Origin of the sequence: Phenylobacterium sp. (assembly GCF_020402505.1) — a bacterium.
GTDB lineage: Bacteria > Pseudomonadota > Alphaproteobacteria > Caulobacterales > Caulobacteraceae > Phenylobacterium.
Genome location: NZ_JADBZL010000092.1, coordinates 1 through 17,010, shown reverse-complemented (window position 1 = coordinate 17,010; position 17,010 = coordinate 1). Strand labels below are relative to the sequence as shown.

Genomic DNA, 17,010 nt, shown 5'->3' with positions numbered 1-17,010 from the left:
GAGCCGTCCGCACCGGAACCGCCCGTGTCCCGGGAACCCGATCCTGCGGAGATCACGACGCCGCCGCCTCAGCCTCGCAAGGGCTGGTGGCGTCGGGGCTGACGGGCTAGCTTCATTCGGGGTCGGGGGCGCAGTACGAGGAGACTCGCCATGGGCGGCCGCCGCCTTGCGCATCTCAGGAAGGGAGTGGCGACCGGCCTGTGCCTGCTCGCCGCCCTCGTTCCCGCCCTGAGTCCGGCGCCCGCGAGGGCCCAGAGCGCGCCGATGACCCTGATCCGGGACACCGAGATCGAGGAGACGCTTCGGCTATACTCGCAGCCCCTGTTCACGGCGGCCGGGGTGGAATCGAACTCGATCCGGATCCTCTTGATCGGATCGAAGGATCTCAACGCCTTCGCAGGCCCCGGGGTGATGGCCGTCTTCACTGGCCTGATCTTGGAGACCCAGTCGCCCAATGAACTGCAGGGCGTCATTGCACACGAGGTGGCGCACCTTGCAGGGGGGCACTCGGCGCGGTCCGGAGAGATGTCCCAGGCCGGCCTCAGGCCCTTCCTTCTGACCATGGGTCTGGGGGTGCTGGCCGCTCTGGCCGGAAATGTCGAGGCCGGTGCGGTCCTGGCGTCAAACGCCGGCTTCTTCGGGACGCTGGGCGCCATGGGATACAGCCGGGAACAGGAAAGCCGGGCTGACCAGGCGGGCGCCTCCTACCTCGAGGCCGCCGGTCTCTCCGGACGGGGACTGGTCAACTTCTTTGACAATTTCCGTTACCAGGAAGTCTTCGCGGAGGCCCGGCGCTTCGGCTATTTCCGCAGCCACCCCCTCAGTTCCAGCCGGATCGACGCCCTGCGCGCCAGGGTGGAGGGCCTGTCGAACTACAACACACCCGACGACCCGGAGAACGTCCGCCGGCACGAGATCATGAAGGCCAAGCTTCAGGGTTTCCTCAATCCAGGAGTGGCGATTGTGAAGTGCGCCGACCCCAAGGCGGACTATCCGGCCCGTTACGCCTGCGCCATAGCGCAGTATCAGCTGAAAGAGCCGGACCGGGCTCTGAAGCTGATCGACGCCTTGCTCCTCGAACAGCCGGATAATCCCTACCTGTGGGAGCTCAAGGGACAGATCCTGTTCGAGTTCGGCCGCACCGCAGAGGCCGAGGCGCCGCAGCGCAGATCCGTGGCGCTGAAGCCGGACGCCCCGCTGCTGAGGGTCAACCTTGGGCAGACCCTGATCGCCCTGACCAATGAAGCCAAGATCGACGAGGGGATACGCGAGCTGAAGACCGCCCTCGACCAGGATGTCGAGAACTCCGTCGCCTGGCGCCTGCTGTCTCAGGCCTACGACGCCCGGGGCCGGAACGGCCTCGCCCGCTACGCCACCGCCGAGTACAACTACATTGAGGGCGACCGCCGACAGGCCCTGATCTTCGCCCTGCGGGCGCGGGACCTCCTGGAGCGCAACACGCCGGAATGGCGGCGGGCCAACGACATCGTCCTGGCCACCGAGAATGATCGCCAGGTCCGCAACGTCCGCGGTGGCGACTAGAGCATCGTGCGTTGAATTGAACGCATAGCTGGCGTCCTTGAGGTAATTCCAGCACTCGTCGGGCTGGTAGAGATCGCAGATGTCGCCGACGGCGCGCCATAGCGCCTCGAAGGTGCGGGCGGAGATGGCGCGCAGGTGAGCCTTGAGTTTGGAGAAGGCCATCTCGATCGGGTTGAGGTCAGGCGAGCAGGGCGGCAGGAACAGGAACCAGGCGCCTCTGGCTTTGAGGGCCTCGGCGGCTCTGGCGCTCTTGTGAGCGGTGAGGTTGTCCAGGATCACCACATCGCCGGGCCGAAGCTTCGGCGCGAGCTGGGTCTCGATATAGAAGTCGAAGATCTCGCGGTTCATGGGGCAGTCCAGAACCCAGGGGGCGACCAGGCGGTCGCAGCGCAGGCCGGCGATGAAGGTCTGGGTCAGCCAGTGGCCGAAGGGCGCATCGGCGATCAGGCGCTCACCCCGCCGGCTGCGGCCTCGCAGCCTTGTCATCTTGGTGGTGACCGCCGTCTCGTCGATGAACACCAGCCGCGCGGGTTGCTCAGCCATCCGTGGCCTGCGGTGATCGATCCAGTCCTGGCGTCGTTCACGCACCGCAGCGCGAGCGCGCTCCGAGGCCATCAGTGTTTTTTGTGAAGCTGAACCCGGCAGCGCACAGCGCGCGCGACAGCGACGCCGGGTTGGCGACCACCCCACGCTCAGCCGCCAGCAGAGCCGCCAGCTCCGGCATCGTCATGTCCGGTGTCTGCTCCACGCTCCCGATCAGGAAGTCCAGATGCGCCGCCAGCTTGCCGCCGTCCGGCGGACGGCCCTGCTTCGACGGCTCCGCCGAGCCGGTCCGCTCCACCCGCGCCAACAGCTTCACCGAACAACTGTCGCTAACACCGAACTGACGCGCCGCGCCGGTTTCCCCCGCCCGCCACGTGCACCACAATCCGCTCCCGCAGATCCATCGAATACGGCTTGCCCATGATCCACCTCCAACCACGGTGAATCACGCTTCGGTCTCACAGAGAATCCTTCGATTCCCGACTCAAACCCGAGGCTCTAGACTAGCGCGAGCCCGCAAGGGTGTGCCGCACTCACGCACAACCTAAGGACAGGATCCGACCTATGCCGATCCCAATGAGACGCGTCGTCGCAGCAAGGGGAAGCGGGGGTCGCTCGACCATCGTCCAGGACGGCCCACCGCCCCACATTGTCACTGTTGACGCCGGCCGCGGCCTCTACCGAGCCGACATATGGTCAACGTCGACCATGCCTGCGGAACTGACCGGGGACATCGATCCGACAACGGCCTGGCCAGATAATCGCTTCGCTCCCACGGCAAATGGGACGTCCTGCTTCGTCATCGAAGTGCCGCCCGACGCGCCGGACACGCCGCCATTTATGCATAGCACCGAAACGCTCGACTATCTGGTCGTCCTGCGTGGCGAGATTTACTGCGTCCTTGAGGACGGCGAGGTGCTGTTGAAGACAGGCGACATTTGCGTCCAGAGGGGCGCCCGCCATGCCTGGAGCAATCGCACCAGCGCCCCGTGTCTTCTGTTTGCGGTGATGATTGACGGCGTCAGCGGTTAAGGACTTCAGGTGGGGTCAGATCGATTGATCCGGGGCATGGAGATGCGACGCGCGAAGAGTCTTGCACCCCAAGGTGATCATCGGTCAAGACTCAGGCATCTCAGAAATGGTCCCAACTTTTACGGATCATGCCCTGGCCATTGCTAACGGGCCAGCAGGTTGAGGACAATCATCTTGAACTGGTCGATCGAGGCCGAGGTCCGGTCGACCTTTGCGCGCAGCAGCGCGCCCTGCAGTCCGTTCTGGATAAAGTCGGCCATTACGGCGGCTTCGACAGTCATCGCGATCTCGCCCCGCGCTTGCGCCCGGGCAAGCGCTCCCGCCAGAGGTGCACGCCAGCGGCGGAAGGCTTCGGATAGTTGCTGGCGCAGGGGTTCGCTTGCCCCCGTCACCTCTATGCCAAGATTACCGACCAGGCAGCCATCGCGCGCGCCTGCTGCCATTGCGCGGTTGCTTGCCGCATCAATCAGAAGCGTGACCCGCTGCAGGATCGGCAGGCCGTCGTTGTCCATCAGACTGGCAAGCCCAGCCTCCCCCTCGCTTACATAGCGTTCGAGCGCAAGGGCTGCAAAGGCCTCCTTGGTGCCGAAATGGTTAAAGAATGAGCCCTTTGGCACGCCCGCCACGGCCGCGATGTCCTGCACCGTGGTGGCTGCATAACCGCGTTCGTGCAGGACCTTCTGGCCTGCCTCGATTAGCACATCGCGCATGGAAACCCGTGGCATCGCTCTCTCCGCAACAGCTCTTGACAAAATCAAAGTGTCCGGTCACTTTCATTTCCGCAATGCTACATCGTCATCCCAAAAACGCAAGAAAGGTTGTGCTGATGCACACCATCTTGCCTATTCTCAACCGCCGCACCCTGTTGCGGACCAGCGGGGCCCTTGCGCTGGCAGCCGGCGCAGCAACCGTTTCAACTATCCTGCCGGGCCTGGCAGGCGGGACTGCCGCCGAAGCCTCGCCGGCCACCCCGGCCGTCGGGGTCTACCCGTTCATGATCGGCGCATTCCAGACCTATTCGGTTTCCGATGGCGGCGGGCCGGCCCCGAACTTCCCGGTCTATCCGGTTTTCACAGGTCCGGCTGCGCCGAAGGAAGAGGTGGAAGCCCTTCCGGAAAGCCACTTCCTGCCGCGCGACCTGGCGCGGGGCGACATCAACAACCTGCCGATCGATACAGGCAAGAACAGGGTGCCTTTCGACACCGGAGCCGCAGGCCTGATGGGGCCGCTTGGCGGGCATCTGCCATCTCGCCTCGCTGCGGCTGGGCTTGATCCCTCGACCATCGATACGGTTGTTCTGAGCCACGGCCATTTCGACCACATCGGCGGCATCCTTTCGGCGGAGGGCAAGCTGAACTACCCCAACGCCACGTTCGTCATGGCCGAAGACGAATGGGCGTTCTGGGCAGCCGACGACGTCGAAGCCAAGCTGGTCGCGGCGGGTGTACCCGACGGGCTGCGGTCGGTGCTGCTTCCGGCGGCAAGAGCCAACCTCGCAGCGATCAAGGACAAGATTACCCTGGTCAAGGCCGGGGTTGATGTGGTCCCGGGCGTTTCGACCGTCGCCACGCACGGGCATACGCCGGGGCATGTTGCCTTCCGGGGCTCGTCGGGCGATCGCGAGCTGACTAACATCGTCGATGTAGTTCACGACTATGTGACCGGAATGGCGCACCCGGAATGGACGCCGACCGCCGATCAGGATCCGGGGCAGGCCGCCGCGACGCGCGCAAAGCTTCTGGACCAGTCGGCGACCGACCGCACGCTGACCATGGCCTATCACTTCCCCTTCCCGGGGCTGGGCCATGTGGCCCGCAAGCACAGCGCCTATGAATGGGTGCCGGCACCCTGGGTCTGGTGATCTGACCCATCCCTGAAAGCCCGGCTCCGCGCGGGGGCCGGACCCAACCAATAGTCATCCAAAAAGGACATCGAGAATGGAAAGCAAGGTTTGGTTCATCACTGGGGCATCCAGCGGCTTTGGCCGGGGGGTGCTGGAACGGATCCTCGACAACGGCCACCGCGCCGTCGCCATGGCGCGCAACACGGGGCCGCTCGACGCCCTCGCGAAGCGCCACGTCGACAGGCTTCTGGTCCTCACGGCGGACGTGCGGGTAACGGCGGATGTTGAGGCGGCGGTCGCAAAGGCGGAACAACGTTTCGGGCGGATCGATATCCTTCTGAACAACGCGGGCCACGGCCTGTTCGGCGGAATCGAGGAGGTCACCGAGGCCGATCTGCAGAATGTGTTCGAAACCAATGTCTTCGGCGCGATGCGGCTCGTCCGGGCGGTCCTGCCGGTAATGCGGGCGCAGGGGTCGGGCCATATCATCAACATCAGTTCGGCCGTGGGACACGCCTCATGGCCTTTCGGCGGCGCTTATGCCGCAACGAAACACGCCATAGAAGCCCTGAGCGAGGCTTTGCAGGCCGAGGTCGCCCCGCTTGGGATCAGGGTGACTGTCATCAACCCGGGTTATTTCGGCACCGGCTTCGCGGGGTCCATGCCGATGGCCATGGCGAACCCGGCCTATCAGGCAATGCGCGACCAGGTTCTATCCGGGTTTGGCGCGATGGCGGCTGGTAATCCGGATAAGGTTGTCGATGCGATCCTCGATGCCGCGCGTGACGCCGGCGCGCCATTTCGCCACTTCGTGGGCGATGATGGCAAGGCTTGGGCCAGAGAGTCGCTCTCGGCCCGGCTGCAGGCGGTGGGGGCCTAGATGTGATCTCTCAATAGGTTGTCCATCCGCTCCGGACGAGGAAGCTGTGGTTGCGACACTACAGGCTCTTCGAGAAGGACCGGATGAACATCCACAGGAATGCACGATTGACGCCAACTGGTCGAGAGCGGCTGGCTGTGGCGGTGCTGAGCGGGCAGACGCCGGAGGCCGCCGCACGAGCCGCAGGCGTCTGCCCGCGGACGGCGCGCAAGTGGGTGAAGCGGTTCCAGCTGCTGGGTCCTGCGGGGCTCCAGGACTGCTCGTCCCGGCCGCTAAACTGCGAAAGGCCAAGCCCAATGAGACCGTCCAGAAGGTCATTGCGCTCCGCCGCCGGCGCTTCATCGGCAAGCACATCGCGGCGGAAACCGGCGCTTCACCCTCAACCGTCAGCCGCATTCTGAAGCGTGCAGGCCAAAGCCGCCTCAAGGACCTGGAACCCGAGGAACCCGTTCGCCGCTACGAGCGCGCACGCCCCGGCGAGATCATCCACATCGACATCAAGAAGCTCGGCCGTTTCGCCGTTCCGGGCCACCGTGCGACCGGAACGCGCCAGAACTGCCGCAACAAGGGCGCAGGCTGGGACTTCGTCCATGTCGCCATCGATGATCACTCGCGTGTCGCCTTCAGCCAGATCAGGCCTGATGAAAAGGCCGTCAGCGCCGTAGCCCTCCTCAAGGCCGCCGCCGCTTACTATACAAGCCTCGGTGTGGTGATGGAGCGGGTCATGACCGACAACGGTTCCTGCTACAAATCCCGTGACTTCGCGGCAGCCTGCAGGCGCCTCAGGATCCGCCACATCCGCACCAAGCCCCATACCCCGAAGACCAGCGGAAAGGCTGAGCGCTGCATCCAGACCGCGCTCCGCGAGTGGGCCTACGCAAGAACATATGAAGACTCCCTCGAACGTTCCTCAGAGCTGCCAGCCTGGCTTCACCGATACAATTGGCACAGACCCGACGGCAGCCTGAACTCAAAACCACCCGTCAGGCGACTCCCTTCATCGCAGGACAACCTGTTGAGGTTCCACAGCTAGAGCTTCACACAGGCTTTATCCCGCTTATGTTGCGCCCATGAAAACAGCTCCGATCGCGGTCCTCCTCGCCTGTAGCCTCCTCCTCGGGGGATGCCAGAAGGCCTTTGACGCCTTAATGGGCGACCAGGTCCGGGCCTACCTTCTCGCCAACCCGGAACTGCTGGAAGAAATGGCCGCCAAGCTCCAGGAAAAGAAGCTGGTCCAGCAGTCGGAGGAGGCCCGCAAGGCGATCTCCGCGAACCGTGCGGCCCTGGAGCGAGACCCCCGGGATGTCGTCTTCAATCCGGGCGGGCGCATCACGGTTGTCGAGTTCTTCGACTACCGCTGCGGGTACTGCAAGACCATCGCCCCCGAGGTCGCCGCCCTCGTGCGGGAGAACCCGGACATCCGGCTGGTCCTGAAGGAGTTCCCGATCTTCGGCGGCGCCTCCGACCTCGCCGCCCGGACGGCGCTGACGCCGGCGGGCCGGGCGGGTGGCCTTGCCTTCCACCAGGCCCTGATGGAGGAGAAGACCCTCAACGAGGCCAGCATCACACGCCTCGCCGCGGCGGCCGGCGTCCGCACGGAGGCGATCGCCGCGGCGCTCCGGGACGAGGCCATCACCCGGCAGCTGGCCGATACCCGCCAACTCGCCCAGAACCTGCGTATCGAGGGCACTCCCGCCTTTGTGGTCGGCGACCGGCTGATCCCGGGGGCTGATCTCGAAGCCCTGAAGACCGCCATTGAGGATGCCCGCCGCGGGCCCCTGAAGAGACCTGACTGACATGACCGAAACCGTCGCCGTGATCGGAGCCGGCATGGCCGGCCTCTGGACCGCCCTGGCCCTTGCGCCGACCGGACGCAAGGTCACCCTGCTGGACCGCGATCCGCCGCCACCGCCCGGGGATGCCGACGAGGCTTTTACGGGTTGGGCTCATCGGGGCGTCACCCATCTGCGCCACAGCCACGCCTTCCTCGCCCGCCTGCGCGGCATCATCCGGGACGAGCATCCGGCCCTGCTGGAGGCCCTGAATGCGGCCGGCTGCCGGGAACTGGGTCTGGACGGCATGCTGACCGACCGCCACCGCAAGCGCTGGAGACCCCGTCCCGAGGACGCCGACCTGGTGGTCCTGACCAGCCGCCGGACCACGATGGAGCTGGTCATCCGGCGCTATGTCGAGGCCATGCCGAACGTCGAGATCCGCAGCGAGGCCTTCGTCGAGGGCCTGGATGCGTCGGGCGAAGCGCCGCTGAAGGTGACCGGCGTACGACTCCGGGGCGGAGAGACCGTCGCGGCCGACCTGGTGGTCGACGCCAGCGGACGCACCTCTTCAGCCTTCGACCAGCTGGCGGACCTGGGCGTTCAGATCGGCGAGACCGCCGAGGATGCGGGGATCCTCTATTTCACCCGCCACTACCGCCTGCGTCCCGGTCAGGTCGAACCCCCCCGGGGCGGCGCCCCCGCCACCGGCGATCTCGGCTTCATCAAGTTCGGCGTCTTCCCGGCCGACAATGGCTGCTTCTCCATCACCCTCTGCGTGCCCGAGATCGAACTGGAGATCCGCAAGACCATCGTGGACCCGGCCATCTTCGACGGCATCTGCCGCGAGATCCCGGGCATGCGCCCCTGGCTGGAGCCGGAGCGGACCGAAGCGGTCAGCAAGGTCTATGGCATGGGCGACCTGAAGAGCCGCTGGCGCACTCTGGTCTCGGAAGGCCGGGCGGCGGTCCTGGGATTCTTCGCCGTCGGTGACAGCCTGATCCGCACCAATCCCCTCTATGGCCGGGGATGCGCCTTCGCGGCGGTCAGCGCCACACTCCTGCGTGACGCCCTGGAGGCTGGCCGGGATCCCGCCGGGCGACTGTTCGCCTACGAGGCTGGCCTGAAGCGGGAAATCCTGCCCTTCTTCGAGACCATGCAGAAGGATGACCGGGCGGCCGTCCGCCGCGCCCGGCAGGCGCTGGACCCGCATCACCGTCCCAGCCTGCGCAGCCGCATCCTGAAGAGCTTCGCCGAGGACGGCGTGGCCATCGCCATCCGCTCGGACCCCGATCTCCTGCGCTCCGCCATGCGCGGCTTCCATATGCTGGAGCACCCTTCGGACTGGCTGAAACGCCCCGTCAACCTCGGGAAGGTCCTGCTGCACTGGATGACGCCGAGGGCGGCGAAGGCTGAAGTCTATCCGCCCAAGGCCGGACCCCGGCGGGCCGAACTGATGCGCGCCGTGGGCCTGGACCCCGAACTCGACGTCGCCCGGGTGTCGGCAGGCTAAGGCTCAGTCCCCGTCCCAGCGCCAGCGCAAGGGCTGGGTCCGGTCCATCTTGAGCCACACCACGACCAGCAGCAGCGCCGTGCAGCCCAGGAGAGCGGCCAGGATTCCCAGCGCATCGGCGCCCCGGGCCTCCCGCCCCATCAGGGTCGGGATCATCGCCATGGCCAGAACATAGACGCCGATGCAGGCCCATCCCTGCCCGTTCATGGGAGACACGCCGAAGCCGAACCGCCTGGGCCCGAACCAGGGCCTGCCGAGAGGAAGTTTCATGGCGGGGGTCCTGTTGAACACCGAGACTTCAGATATGGGCGCGTCGGCCTTCCCCCGCGAGCTTCCCCCGCGAGCCTCCCGGGCGTGGCTGCGGCAGGTTAGATCCGCCCCGCGAATGGCGAGGACGGATCACCGTAGCGACGTTGAGCCATCCGACCGGCGAGAAACGCCTGCCGGCCGGCGATGACCGCGTGCTTCATGGCGTCGGCCATGCGGATCGGATCCTTCGCCTCGGCGATGGCGGTGTTCATGAGGACGGCCTCGCAGCCCATCTCCATGGCGATGACGGCGTCGGAGGCCGTCCCGACACCGGCGTCCACAAGAACCGGGACCTTGGACTGCTCAAGGATCAGGCCGAGGTTGAGGGCGTTCTGGATACCCCGGCCCGATCCGATCGGCGCCGCCGCCGGCATGATGGCCGCCGCTCCGGCGTCCTCGAGCTTGCGGGCGTAGACCGGATCGTCCGAGCAGTAGACCATCACCTGGAAGCCATCGGCGACCAGCATCTTCAGCGCCCGCAGGGTCTCTTCCATGTCCGGCAGGAGGTGCGGCGTGTCGGACAGCACCTCCAGTTTCACGAGGTCCCACCCCCCCGCCTCCCGGGCCAGGCGCAGGGTGCGCACGGCGTCCTCGCCCGTGTAGCAGCCCGCCGTGTTGGGCAGATAGGTGAAGCGGTCCGGCTTCAGGAAGTCGGCGAGCATGGGCTTGGCCGGGTCGGACAGGTTCACCCGCCGCAGGGCGACCGTGACGATCTCCGCCTCCGCAGCCTCGGCGGCGGCGGCGTTCTGGGCGTAGTCCGCGTACTTGCCCGTGCCGACGATGAGTCGGGACCGGAAGGTCCGGCCCGCCACGGCCCAGGTGTCCCCCTCCGCCCCGGCGGCGATGCTCTCACCCGCCATCTCAGCCTCCGCCAATGAAGTGAACGATCTCAAGCCGGTCCCCGTCCGCCAGCTCGGTGCGGTCGTACAGTGAGCGGGGCACGATCTCCAGGTTCCGCTCCACAGCCACCTTGCGCGCATCAAGGCCCAGGGCGACGACCAGTTCGGCCACTGTGCGGACCGACTCCATGACGCGGCTCTCACCGTTCAGGACCAGGCTCAGACTCATACCCCTGCTTGTGACCCCAGCCGCCCGCCGTTACAAGACGCCGAATCCGGTTTCAGCGCATCCGCGCCTGCCGGAGGGTTGTCGGCGGGAACCGGCCCTCGGCTTCACGCCGATGTGTCCGGGGCGGGGCTCCTCCCCATGTTCGCGTCGGCTCAGGTTCGATAGAAGGTCAGCACGTCCGCCGCCTGCGCGGCCGCCGAGACGACGAAGCACAGGATCCCCACATGCCGTCCAGTCCGAAGGCTCCCGCCGAACAGATCGATGCGCGTCTTGTCCGCCGCCTCGCCGGCATCCTGAATGAAACGGGACTTTCCGAGATCGAGGTCGAGCATGACGGACTGAAGATCCGCGTGGCCCGCACCCTGACCGCCTCCGCGCCGGTGACCCTCGCCGCTCCGGCGGTTGCTGCGCCACCCGCGCCGGCCCAGGCCGCCGAATCCGTGACCGCACCCCCCGCCCCGGCGCCCGCCGCCGGAGACGCCGTGAAGTCGCCGATGGTCGGAACCGTCTATCTCCAGCCCCAGCCTGACGCTCCGTCCTTCGTCAAGGTCGGCGACACGGTCGCGGAGGGTCAGACCCTGATGATTGTCGAGGCCATGAAGACCATGAACCCCATTCCGGCGCCCCGGGCGGGAAAGATCCTCGAAATCCTCGTGCTCAATGGCCAGCCGGTCGAGTTCGGCGAACCCCTGGCGATTATCGGTTAGGCCATGTTCGACAAGATCCTGATCGCCAACCGGGGCGAGATCGCCCTGCGGGTGCACCGCGCCTGCAAGGAGATGGGCATCTCCACGGTCGCGGTTCACTCCGAGGCCGACGCCGGCGCCATGTGGGTCCGTCTGGCGGACGAAAGCGTCTGTATCGGTCCGGCGCCGGCCGCCAAGAGCTATCTGAACATCCCCGCCATCATCGCCGCCGCCGAGATCACAGGCGCCCAGGCCATCCATCCCGGCTACGGCTTCCTCTCCGAGAACGCCCGTTTCGCCCAGATCGTGAACGCCCACGGCTTCACCTTCATCGGCCCCCTGCCCGAACACATCACGATGATGGGCGACAAGATCACGGCCAAGCAGGCGGTTCGGGAGGCGGGCATTCCCGTGGTGCCGGGCTCGGACGGCGCCGTGACCACCGAGGAGGAGGCTTTCGCCGCCGCCCGGGAGATCGGCTTTCCGGTGCTGATCAAGGCGGCCGCCGGCGGCGGCGGGCGGGGCATGAAGGTGGCCCGCACCGAAGAGGACCTGGCCGAGGCGGTGTCCACCGCCCGGGCCGAGGCCAAGGCCGCCTTCGGGGACGACGCCATCTATATGGAGCGCTATCTCCAGGGGCCGCGACACATTGAACTCCAGGTCATCGCGGACCGGTTCGGCAATGTCTGCCACCTGGGCGAACGCGACTGCTCGCTGCAGCGTCGTCACCAGAAGGTGCTGGAGGAAGCGCCCTCCCCGGTCATCGACGCCGCCGCCCGCAAGAAGATCGGGAACGTGGTGGTCGAAGCCGTCCGCCGGATCGGCTACCTGGGCGTCGGCACCATCGAGTTCCTCTACGAAAACGGCGAGTTCTTCTTCATCGAGATGAACACCCGCCTGCAGGTGGAGCATCCCGTCACCGAGGCCATCACCGGCATTGATCTTGTGCGCGAGCAGATTCGCATTGCAGCCGGCCTGCCCCTGTCCTTCTCGCAGAAAGATGTCGTCTTCGAGGGCCACGCCATCGAGTGCCGGATCAACGCCGAGAACCCCCGGACCTTCTCGCCGTCACCGGGCCTGATCACGGACTTCCACGCCCCCGGCGGCCTGGGCGTGCGCCTCGACAGCGCCATCTACGCCGGCTACGTCATCCCCCCCTTCTACGACAGCCTGATCGGCAAGCTGATCGTCCATGGTCGCGACCGGGAAGAGTGTATCGCCCGCCTCAGCCGCTGCCTGGGCGAGATGGTGGTAAGCGGGGTGGAGACCACCATCCCCCTCTTCCAGGACCTTCTCCTCCAGCCCGACTTCGTGATGGGCGACTACACCATCCACTGGCTGGAACGCTGGCTGAAGGAACAGTCGGAGGCCGGGTGAGCCGCCGGTCACGTCCCCACCCGGCGCTGGACTTCTATGCGCGCGGCGTGTTCCCCATGGCCCAGTCGCCCACGGACCCATCGGTATTCCTGGTTGAGCCCGAGTCCCGGGGCGTCTTTCCGCTTCGGGGGCTTGCCCTCCCGCGCCGCCTGCAACGGACGGTGCGCCAGGACCGCTTCGAGGTCAGGGTCAACTCGGCCTTCCAGGCGGTGCTGGACGCCTGCGCCGATCCGGAGCGGCCCGGCGGCTGGATCAATCCGGCCCTGATGCGAATGTACCAGGAGATGCACGCCACGGGCTCCGCCCATTCGGTGGAAACCTGGAGGCAGGGGCGCCTGGTCGGGGGGCTCTTCGGCGTCAGTCTCAAGGGCGCCTTCTTCGGGGAGAGCATGTTCTCGGTGGAGACGAACGCTTCCAAGGTCGCCCTGGTCCACCTGGCCGGACGGCTTATCCTGGGCGGATTCCGGCTGCTCGACGCCCAGTTCATCACCGACCATCTGGCCAGCCTCGGCGCCGAGGAGATCCCGCGCTCCGCCTACCTCGAGCGGCTGGCCGGCGCCCTGGCCGTGGAGGGGGTGTTAGGTCCGCCGGCCGCCCTGAGCGGCGCCGAAGTCCTGCAGGTGATCAGCCAGGCGTCGTAGACCGGGTGCTCGGGTCCGTTCAGCCCCGGGGAAGAGGCGTAGATCCAACCCCGGAAGACCTGCCGGACGCCAGGAGCCGGCCGGCCTGTCTGGGCCCTCGGTTGCGAATCCACCACCAGGTAGGCGATCGAGTCCTCGGTGGGCTCGTCGGCCGCCGTCCGCTCGCAGGCCCGGACCGTCAGGACGAGGGTCTTGTACCGCACCGGCTGGCCGACAGGGGCCTCGAAACGGATGGTCTCGGCAGTGACCTTGTCCACGGCCTGCAGCACCGCCACGTCGAAGCGTTCGCGCGGCTTCAGGCTCTCCGAGGGCCGCTCGGCGACCCGGCGCTCTGGAGGCGCCGCCGGGGCGACCCCGGAGGGCGGAACCGGGGGCGCAACCGCCGGCGGCGGAGCCTCCACGACAGCCGGAGGCGCCTCCTCGATGATGGCGGGGGGCTGGGCGACGGCGCCGGCGTCCGACGACGAGGGCGTCTGCTGGGCCGGGGCGAACTCCGCCCAAGCGAGCACCGCCGCCACCGCCAGGGTGACCAGGATAAGGACCCTGCGCTGGGGAAACAGCGGCATCCTAGTCGGGCCGCCAGGCCTCATAATCACCTGTCGCCCGGGCCCGCTCGCCGCCCCGGGCGATGGAGCCCTTGGGCCGCCAGGCGTGGATGGTGCCGGTCAGGTTGGGCTTATGGTCCTTTTCCCAGGATCTGCGGGGAAGAGGCGCCACGGTCGGCGGCTCGTCGAAGGTGTAGTGAAGCCAGCCGTGCCACTCGGCAGGCACCTTGGAGGCGTCCGGGTACCCCTTGTAGATGACCCAGCGGCGGCGGCGGCCGTCGTAGGAATCCCGGGCGTCGCGGGCCTCGAAGTAACGATTGCCATAGTCGTCCTGGCCGACCAGGACGCCCCGGCGCTTGATATGGAAACCGGCGCCGATCGTGGCTCCGTTCCACCAGGTGAAGATCGCTTTCAGCACGCCCGTTCCGATCCACTCAGGTTCAACGCGGCCGGACTATAGGTTGCGCGGCGCCAAGCGTCCAGCGATCCGGGAACCGCAACATCTTGTGGATGTCTCGTCGCCCCACCGCAACATCTGTTGCCCGCCTCCGGAGGCCGCCCTAACCTTGGCGGTCTGGAGGCCTTCTTCATGCACACCCCGCCCGACCTTGAGCCCCGGCTGATCGAACTCGGGGACCGGTGCGTCGAGGTCCTGGCGCCGGTCGGCTGGACGGACGCCCAGACCGAGGCCTGGAGGGAGGTCCTCGGCGGAACCGATGACATGGGCGCCGCCATCCGGTCCCTCGCCGCAGAGATCGCCCGCGCCGTTCCGGGGCGTGGTCATCCAGGGCGAAGGGCAACGGACCAGGGCCTGTCCGACCGGCTTGCATCCCTGATGCTGAACGCCGCAGCGGGGATCGGCGTGGCGCCAGGTCCGCCTCCCGCCCTGCTTGACGCCACTGCGCCAGGCCTCGAAGCCCGCCTGGAGGCCGTCGCCGCCGCCGTCCGGGGCGAGAAGCTGGCGCAGGCGGCAGCCGAGGCGGCGGCAGGCCCGCTCCAGGGCGTTCTTGACGCAATCAGCCGCTGCGAGGGCGACCCCGAGGCCTGCGCCTCTCTGACCGACAATCCCGGGCTTGCCCGCGCCGTAGAGCGCGCCCAGGCGGCCGGCGTCCCCGAAGACCTCATCGGCGAGGCCATCGACCTGGCGCGAGGCGGCGCAACCGTCTGGCGCATGGCGGTCCCCGCCTTTCCCCAGGACCGCCTCAGACTTGTGTTGTTTCCGCAGACAGCGGCCGTCCCCGCCGCGGCGCTCACCGGCGCGGTGGGCATAGCGGACACGCAGGAGACGGCGTCCGCCCTGGTCTCGGCCGCCAGCCGGGTGCGCGGGGCGCTGAACCTCGCCGCCTTCGGTCTCGGGGAGGACTTCGACCTGTCCGGCTTCGGGCAGGCGGTGGCGGACCTGGCCCTGGCCCTGTCGGCGTCGGGACGCCCGGGGCTGATCTGTCTGGCCGGCCTGGGGGACTGGCTGCTGGGTCGGGGGCTGGCCTACGAGTCGGACGCAGCCCGGAAGGCCGCACGGACCCTGTTCAAGCGAGCGCGTCGGGCGATCCCCGAGGGTCTGGAGGTGGGCCTCGCCCTCTTCAGCGAACCGGACCTCGCCCTCCGCCTCGGCGCGGCCGACCCCGCCGGCGCGCCGTCGAGGGGACCGATCGTCCATATCGAGACCTCGGACGGCGTCACCCTCCGCGCGCTTTCCGCCGCCGCCCTGCGGGCCCTGGATCACCTGGGCCTGGACGCTGCGGACGCCCGCCTCCACGCCCTCGGGATCCGCTCCCTCTCCGGCGCCCCCGGGGTCGACCGGGCCGCCCTGGAGTCCAGGGGATTCACCGACCACGAGATCGCCGCCGTAGAGTCCGCCCTGCCCTTCGCCGGACGGCTTTCGGACGCGCTCTCCCCGCGCGTGATCGATCCCGGCTTTCTGACCGACGTCCTGGGTCTGAGCGAGGCCGAGCTGTCCGATCCTGCTCTCGATCTCCCGGTCCGGATGGGCTTCACCGCCGAGCAGCGGGCCGAAGCAGACGCCGCCATAGCCGGAGCGGGCCGGCTCTCCGACCTGCCAGGCCTGTCGCCTGATCAGGCCGCGGTCCTGCGCCTGGGAGATGAGGTCGCCCCGTCGGCCCACCTGGCCATGGCTGTCGCCCTCGCCCCACTTCTGGCCCACCCGCCCATCGTGATCCTTGAAGCCGACTCGGCGCGCGATCTGCAAACTCTGCTGGCCGGCCTCGGCGATGTCACCGGCGTTGTCCTGCAGCCGAAGCTCCGCCGCCGACCGTTGGTGCTGGCGCCCGTCACCGAAGCGGAACGCCGGGAAAGCCCGCCCCCGGTGACGGAAGAGCGCATCGTCGAGCGGCGCGTCGAGGTCGAACGACCGCCTACTCGGCGCAAGCTGCCCGATCGCCGGAAGGGATACATCCAGAAGGCCTCCGTGGGCGGCCACAAGGTCTATCTGCACACCGGCGAGTATGACGACGGAGAACTGGGTGAGATCTTCATCGACATGCACAAGGAAGGCGCCGCCTTCCGCTCCCTGATGAACAACTTCGCCGTTTCGATTTCGCTCGGCCTCCAGTACGGGGTGCCCCTGGACGAATTCGTGGACGCCTTCGTCTTCACACGGTTCGAGCCCGCGGGACAGGTGACCGGCAATGACTCCGTCCGCTCGGCGACCTCGATCCTGGACTACATCTTCCGCGAGCTTGGCATCTCCTACCTGGGCCGCAACGACCTGGCGAACGCCGATGGCGAGTTGAACGCGGACGGCCTGGGCCGCGGAGCCGCCGATGGCCAGCCCCTGGAGGCGCCCGATCCCCAGCCTGTCTCGCGGTTCATCTCCCGGGGTTTCTCCCGGGGCGCAGCGCCCGACAACCTGGTCTTCCTGCCCTCCGCCCAGGGACGGGGTGCGTCCGGCGGCATGCGCCGCGATGCTGATGTCTGTCCGGCCTGCGGTGACACCGCCCTGGTCCGGAAGGGCGGGGATCTGGTCTGCGAGACCTGCGGAGGCCAGGCGGAGAACGACCTCGCCGGCTGAGAGGTCTGATCACCCCCCTGGATCCCCTCCGACAAGGACGGGCGCCTTATCCGACGAAGGCCCCGATGAGTGTGGGGAAGAATCCCCTGATCCCCGCTACCCCCTGACCCTCTCAAAGGCATAGCGCTGCGTGCCGCGGGTCAGGACCCTGTCAGTGGAGATCAAGGCGTCCGCGGGCAGAGCCGGCCCGTCGGCGAGGCGGGCGTAGATCGGTGCGAAATCCGTATCCTG

General features: G+C 67.6%; 16 protein-coding genes and 2 pseudogenes. 11 read left to right on the top strand and 7 right to left on the bottom strand.

Annotation, left to right across the window (positions count from 1 at the left end):
- Positions 1 to 150: 150 nt before the first annotated feature.
- Complete coding sequence (locus tag IM632_RS07200; RefSeq protein WP_296504401.1) at positions 151 to 1,542, top strand: M48 family metalloprotease; 1,392 nt, start codon at positions 151 to 153, stop codon at positions 1,540 to 1,542.
- A gap of 66 nt (positions 1,543 to 1,608) precedes the next feature.
- Here the strand turns inward: IM632_RS07200 and IM632_RS07195 are convergent.
- Positions 1,609 to 2,507, bottom strand: a pseudogene (locus IM632_RS07195) (IS630 family transposase); the annotation flags it as partial.
- A gap of 286 nt (positions 2,508 to 2,793) precedes the next feature.
- On the opposite strand from IM632_RS07195, the gene IM632_RS07190 reads away from it, so the two are divergent.
- A complete protein-coding gene (locus IM632_RS07190) occupies positions 2,794 to 3,117 on the top strand; it encodes a cupin domain-containing protein (RefSeq protein WP_296479850.1) in 324 nt (107 codons plus the stop codon).
- Positions 3,118 to 3,260: 143 nt separating this feature from the next.
- Here the strand turns inward: IM632_RS07190 and IM632_RS07185 are convergent, their stop codons facing one another.
- Positions 3,261 to 3,842, bottom strand: a complete 582-nt coding sequence (locus IM632_RS07185) for a TetR/AcrR family transcriptional regulator (protein ID WP_296521668.1) — start codon at positions 3,840 to 3,842, stop codon at positions 3,261 to 3,263.
- Between the two features lie 101 nt (positions 3,843 to 3,943).
- On the opposite strand from IM632_RS07185, the gene IM632_RS07180 reads away from it, so the two are divergent.
- The 5 genes and pseudogenes from IM632_RS07180 (at position 3,944) to IM632_RS07160 (ending at position 9,125) form a co-directional block, all read left to right on the top strand.
- Positions 3,944 to 4,978, top strand: a complete 1,035-nt coding sequence (locus IM632_RS07180; protein ID WP_296552165.1) for an MBL fold metallo-hydrolase — start codon at positions 3,944 to 3,946, stop codon at positions 4,976 to 4,978.
- A gap of 76 nt (positions 4,979 to 5,054) precedes the next feature.
- Complete coding sequence (locus IM632_RS07175; RefSeq protein ID WP_296479852.1) at positions 5,055 to 5,840, top strand: SDR family oxidoreductase; 786 nt, start codon at positions 5,055 to 5,057, stop codon at positions 5,838 to 5,840.
- An 83-nt stretch (positions 5,841 to 5,923) separates the two neighbouring features.
- Positions 5,924 to 6,873 (top strand): annotated as a pseudogene (locus IM632_RS07170) (IS481 family transposase).
- A 37-nt stretch (positions 6,874 to 6,910) separates the two neighbouring features.
- Entirely contained in the window at positions 6,911 to 7,636 is a 726-nt protein-coding gene (locus IM632_RS07165) for a DsbA family protein (RefSeq protein ID WP_296479853.1), read from the top strand.
- Between the two features lies 1 nt (position 7,637).
- Complete coding sequence (locus IM632_RS07160) at positions 7,638 to 9,125, top strand: FAD-dependent oxidoreductase (RefSeq protein ID WP_296479854.1); 1,488 nt, start codon at positions 7,638 to 7,640, stop codon at positions 9,123 to 9,125.
- Positions 9,126 to 9,128: 3 nt separating this feature from the next.
- On the opposite strand, the gene IM632_RS07155 is transcribed toward IM632_RS07160, so the two are convergent.
- The 3 genes from IM632_RS07155 to thiS form a co-directional block, all read right to left on the bottom strand.
- Positions 9,129 to 9,395: a hypothetical protein gene (locus IM632_RS07155; protein WP_296479855.1), complete on the bottom strand. Its 267-nt coding sequence runs from the start codon at positions 9,393 to 9,395 to the stop codon at positions 9,129 to 9,131.
- 98 nt (positions 9,396 to 9,493) lie between these two features.
- Positions 9,494 to 10,294 carry a thiazole synthase gene (locus IM632_RS07150; protein WP_296479856.1) on the bottom strand — a complete coding sequence of 267 codons (801 nt, stop codon included), beginning with the start codon at positions 10,292 to 10,294 and terminating at the stop codon, positions 9,494 to 9,496.
- A 1-nt stretch (position 10,295) separates the two neighbouring features.
- Complete coding sequence (gene thiS / locus IM632_RS07145; protein WP_293516453.1) at positions 10,296 to 10,496, bottom strand: sulfur carrier protein ThiS; 201 nt, start codon at positions 10,494 to 10,496, stop codon at positions 10,296 to 10,298.
- Positions 10,497 to 10,726: 230 nt separating this feature from the next.
- On the opposite strand from thiS, the gene accB reads away from it, so the two are divergent.
- Genes accB through aat form a run of 3 tightly spaced genes read left to right on the top strand, consistent with a single transcriptional unit; the run spans position 10,727 to position 13,206 of the window.
- Entirely contained in the window at positions 10,727 to 11,209 is a 483-nt protein-coding gene (accB, locus tag IM632_RS07140) for an acetyl-CoA carboxylase biotin carboxyl carrier protein (protein WP_296479857.1), read from the top strand.
- A gap of 3 nt (positions 11,210 to 11,212) precedes the next feature.
- Entirely contained in the window at positions 11,213 to 12,565 is a 1,353-nt protein-coding gene (gene accC / locus IM632_RS07135) for an acetyl-CoA carboxylase biotin carboxylase subunit (protein WP_296479858.1), read from the top strand.
- The gene (gene aat / locus IM632_RS07130; protein ID WP_293514841.1) at positions 12,562 to 13,206 is read left to right on the top strand and encodes a leucyl/phenylalanyl-tRNA--protein transferase; all 645 of its coding nucleotides are present in this window, start codon (positions 12,562 to 12,564) and stop codon (positions 13,204 to 13,206) included. Before accC ends, aat begins: the two co-directional genes overlap by 4 nt.
- Here aat and IM632_RS07125 read toward each other — a convergent pair.
- Together IM632_RS07125 and IM632_RS07120 are read right to left on the bottom strand one after the other, a co-directional pair.
- Positions 13,101 to 13,772 (bottom strand): DUF2155 domain-containing protein, encoded by a 672-nt coding sequence (locus IM632_RS07125; RefSeq protein WP_296479859.1) that lies wholly within the window; start codon positions 13,770 to 13,772, stop codon positions 13,101 to 13,103. The two genes, aat and IM632_RS07125, sit on opposite strands and share 106 nt — an antisense overlap.
- A gap of 1 nt (position 13,773) precedes the next feature.
- A complete protein-coding gene (locus IM632_RS07120) occupies positions 13,774 to 14,169 on the bottom strand; it encodes an NADH:ubiquinone oxidoreductase subunit NDUFA12 (RefSeq protein WP_296479860.1) in 396 nt (131 codons plus the stop codon).
- Between the two features lie 171 nt (positions 14,170 to 14,340).
- On the opposite strand from IM632_RS07120, the gene IM632_RS07115 reads away from it, so the two are divergent.
- Positions 14,341 to 16,779: a ribonucleotide reductase gene (locus IM632_RS07115; RefSeq protein ID WP_296497434.1), complete on the top strand. Its 2,439-nt coding sequence runs from the start codon at positions 14,341 to 14,343 to the stop codon at positions 16,777 to 16,779.
- Positions 16,780 to 17,010 lie beyond the last annotated feature (231 nt).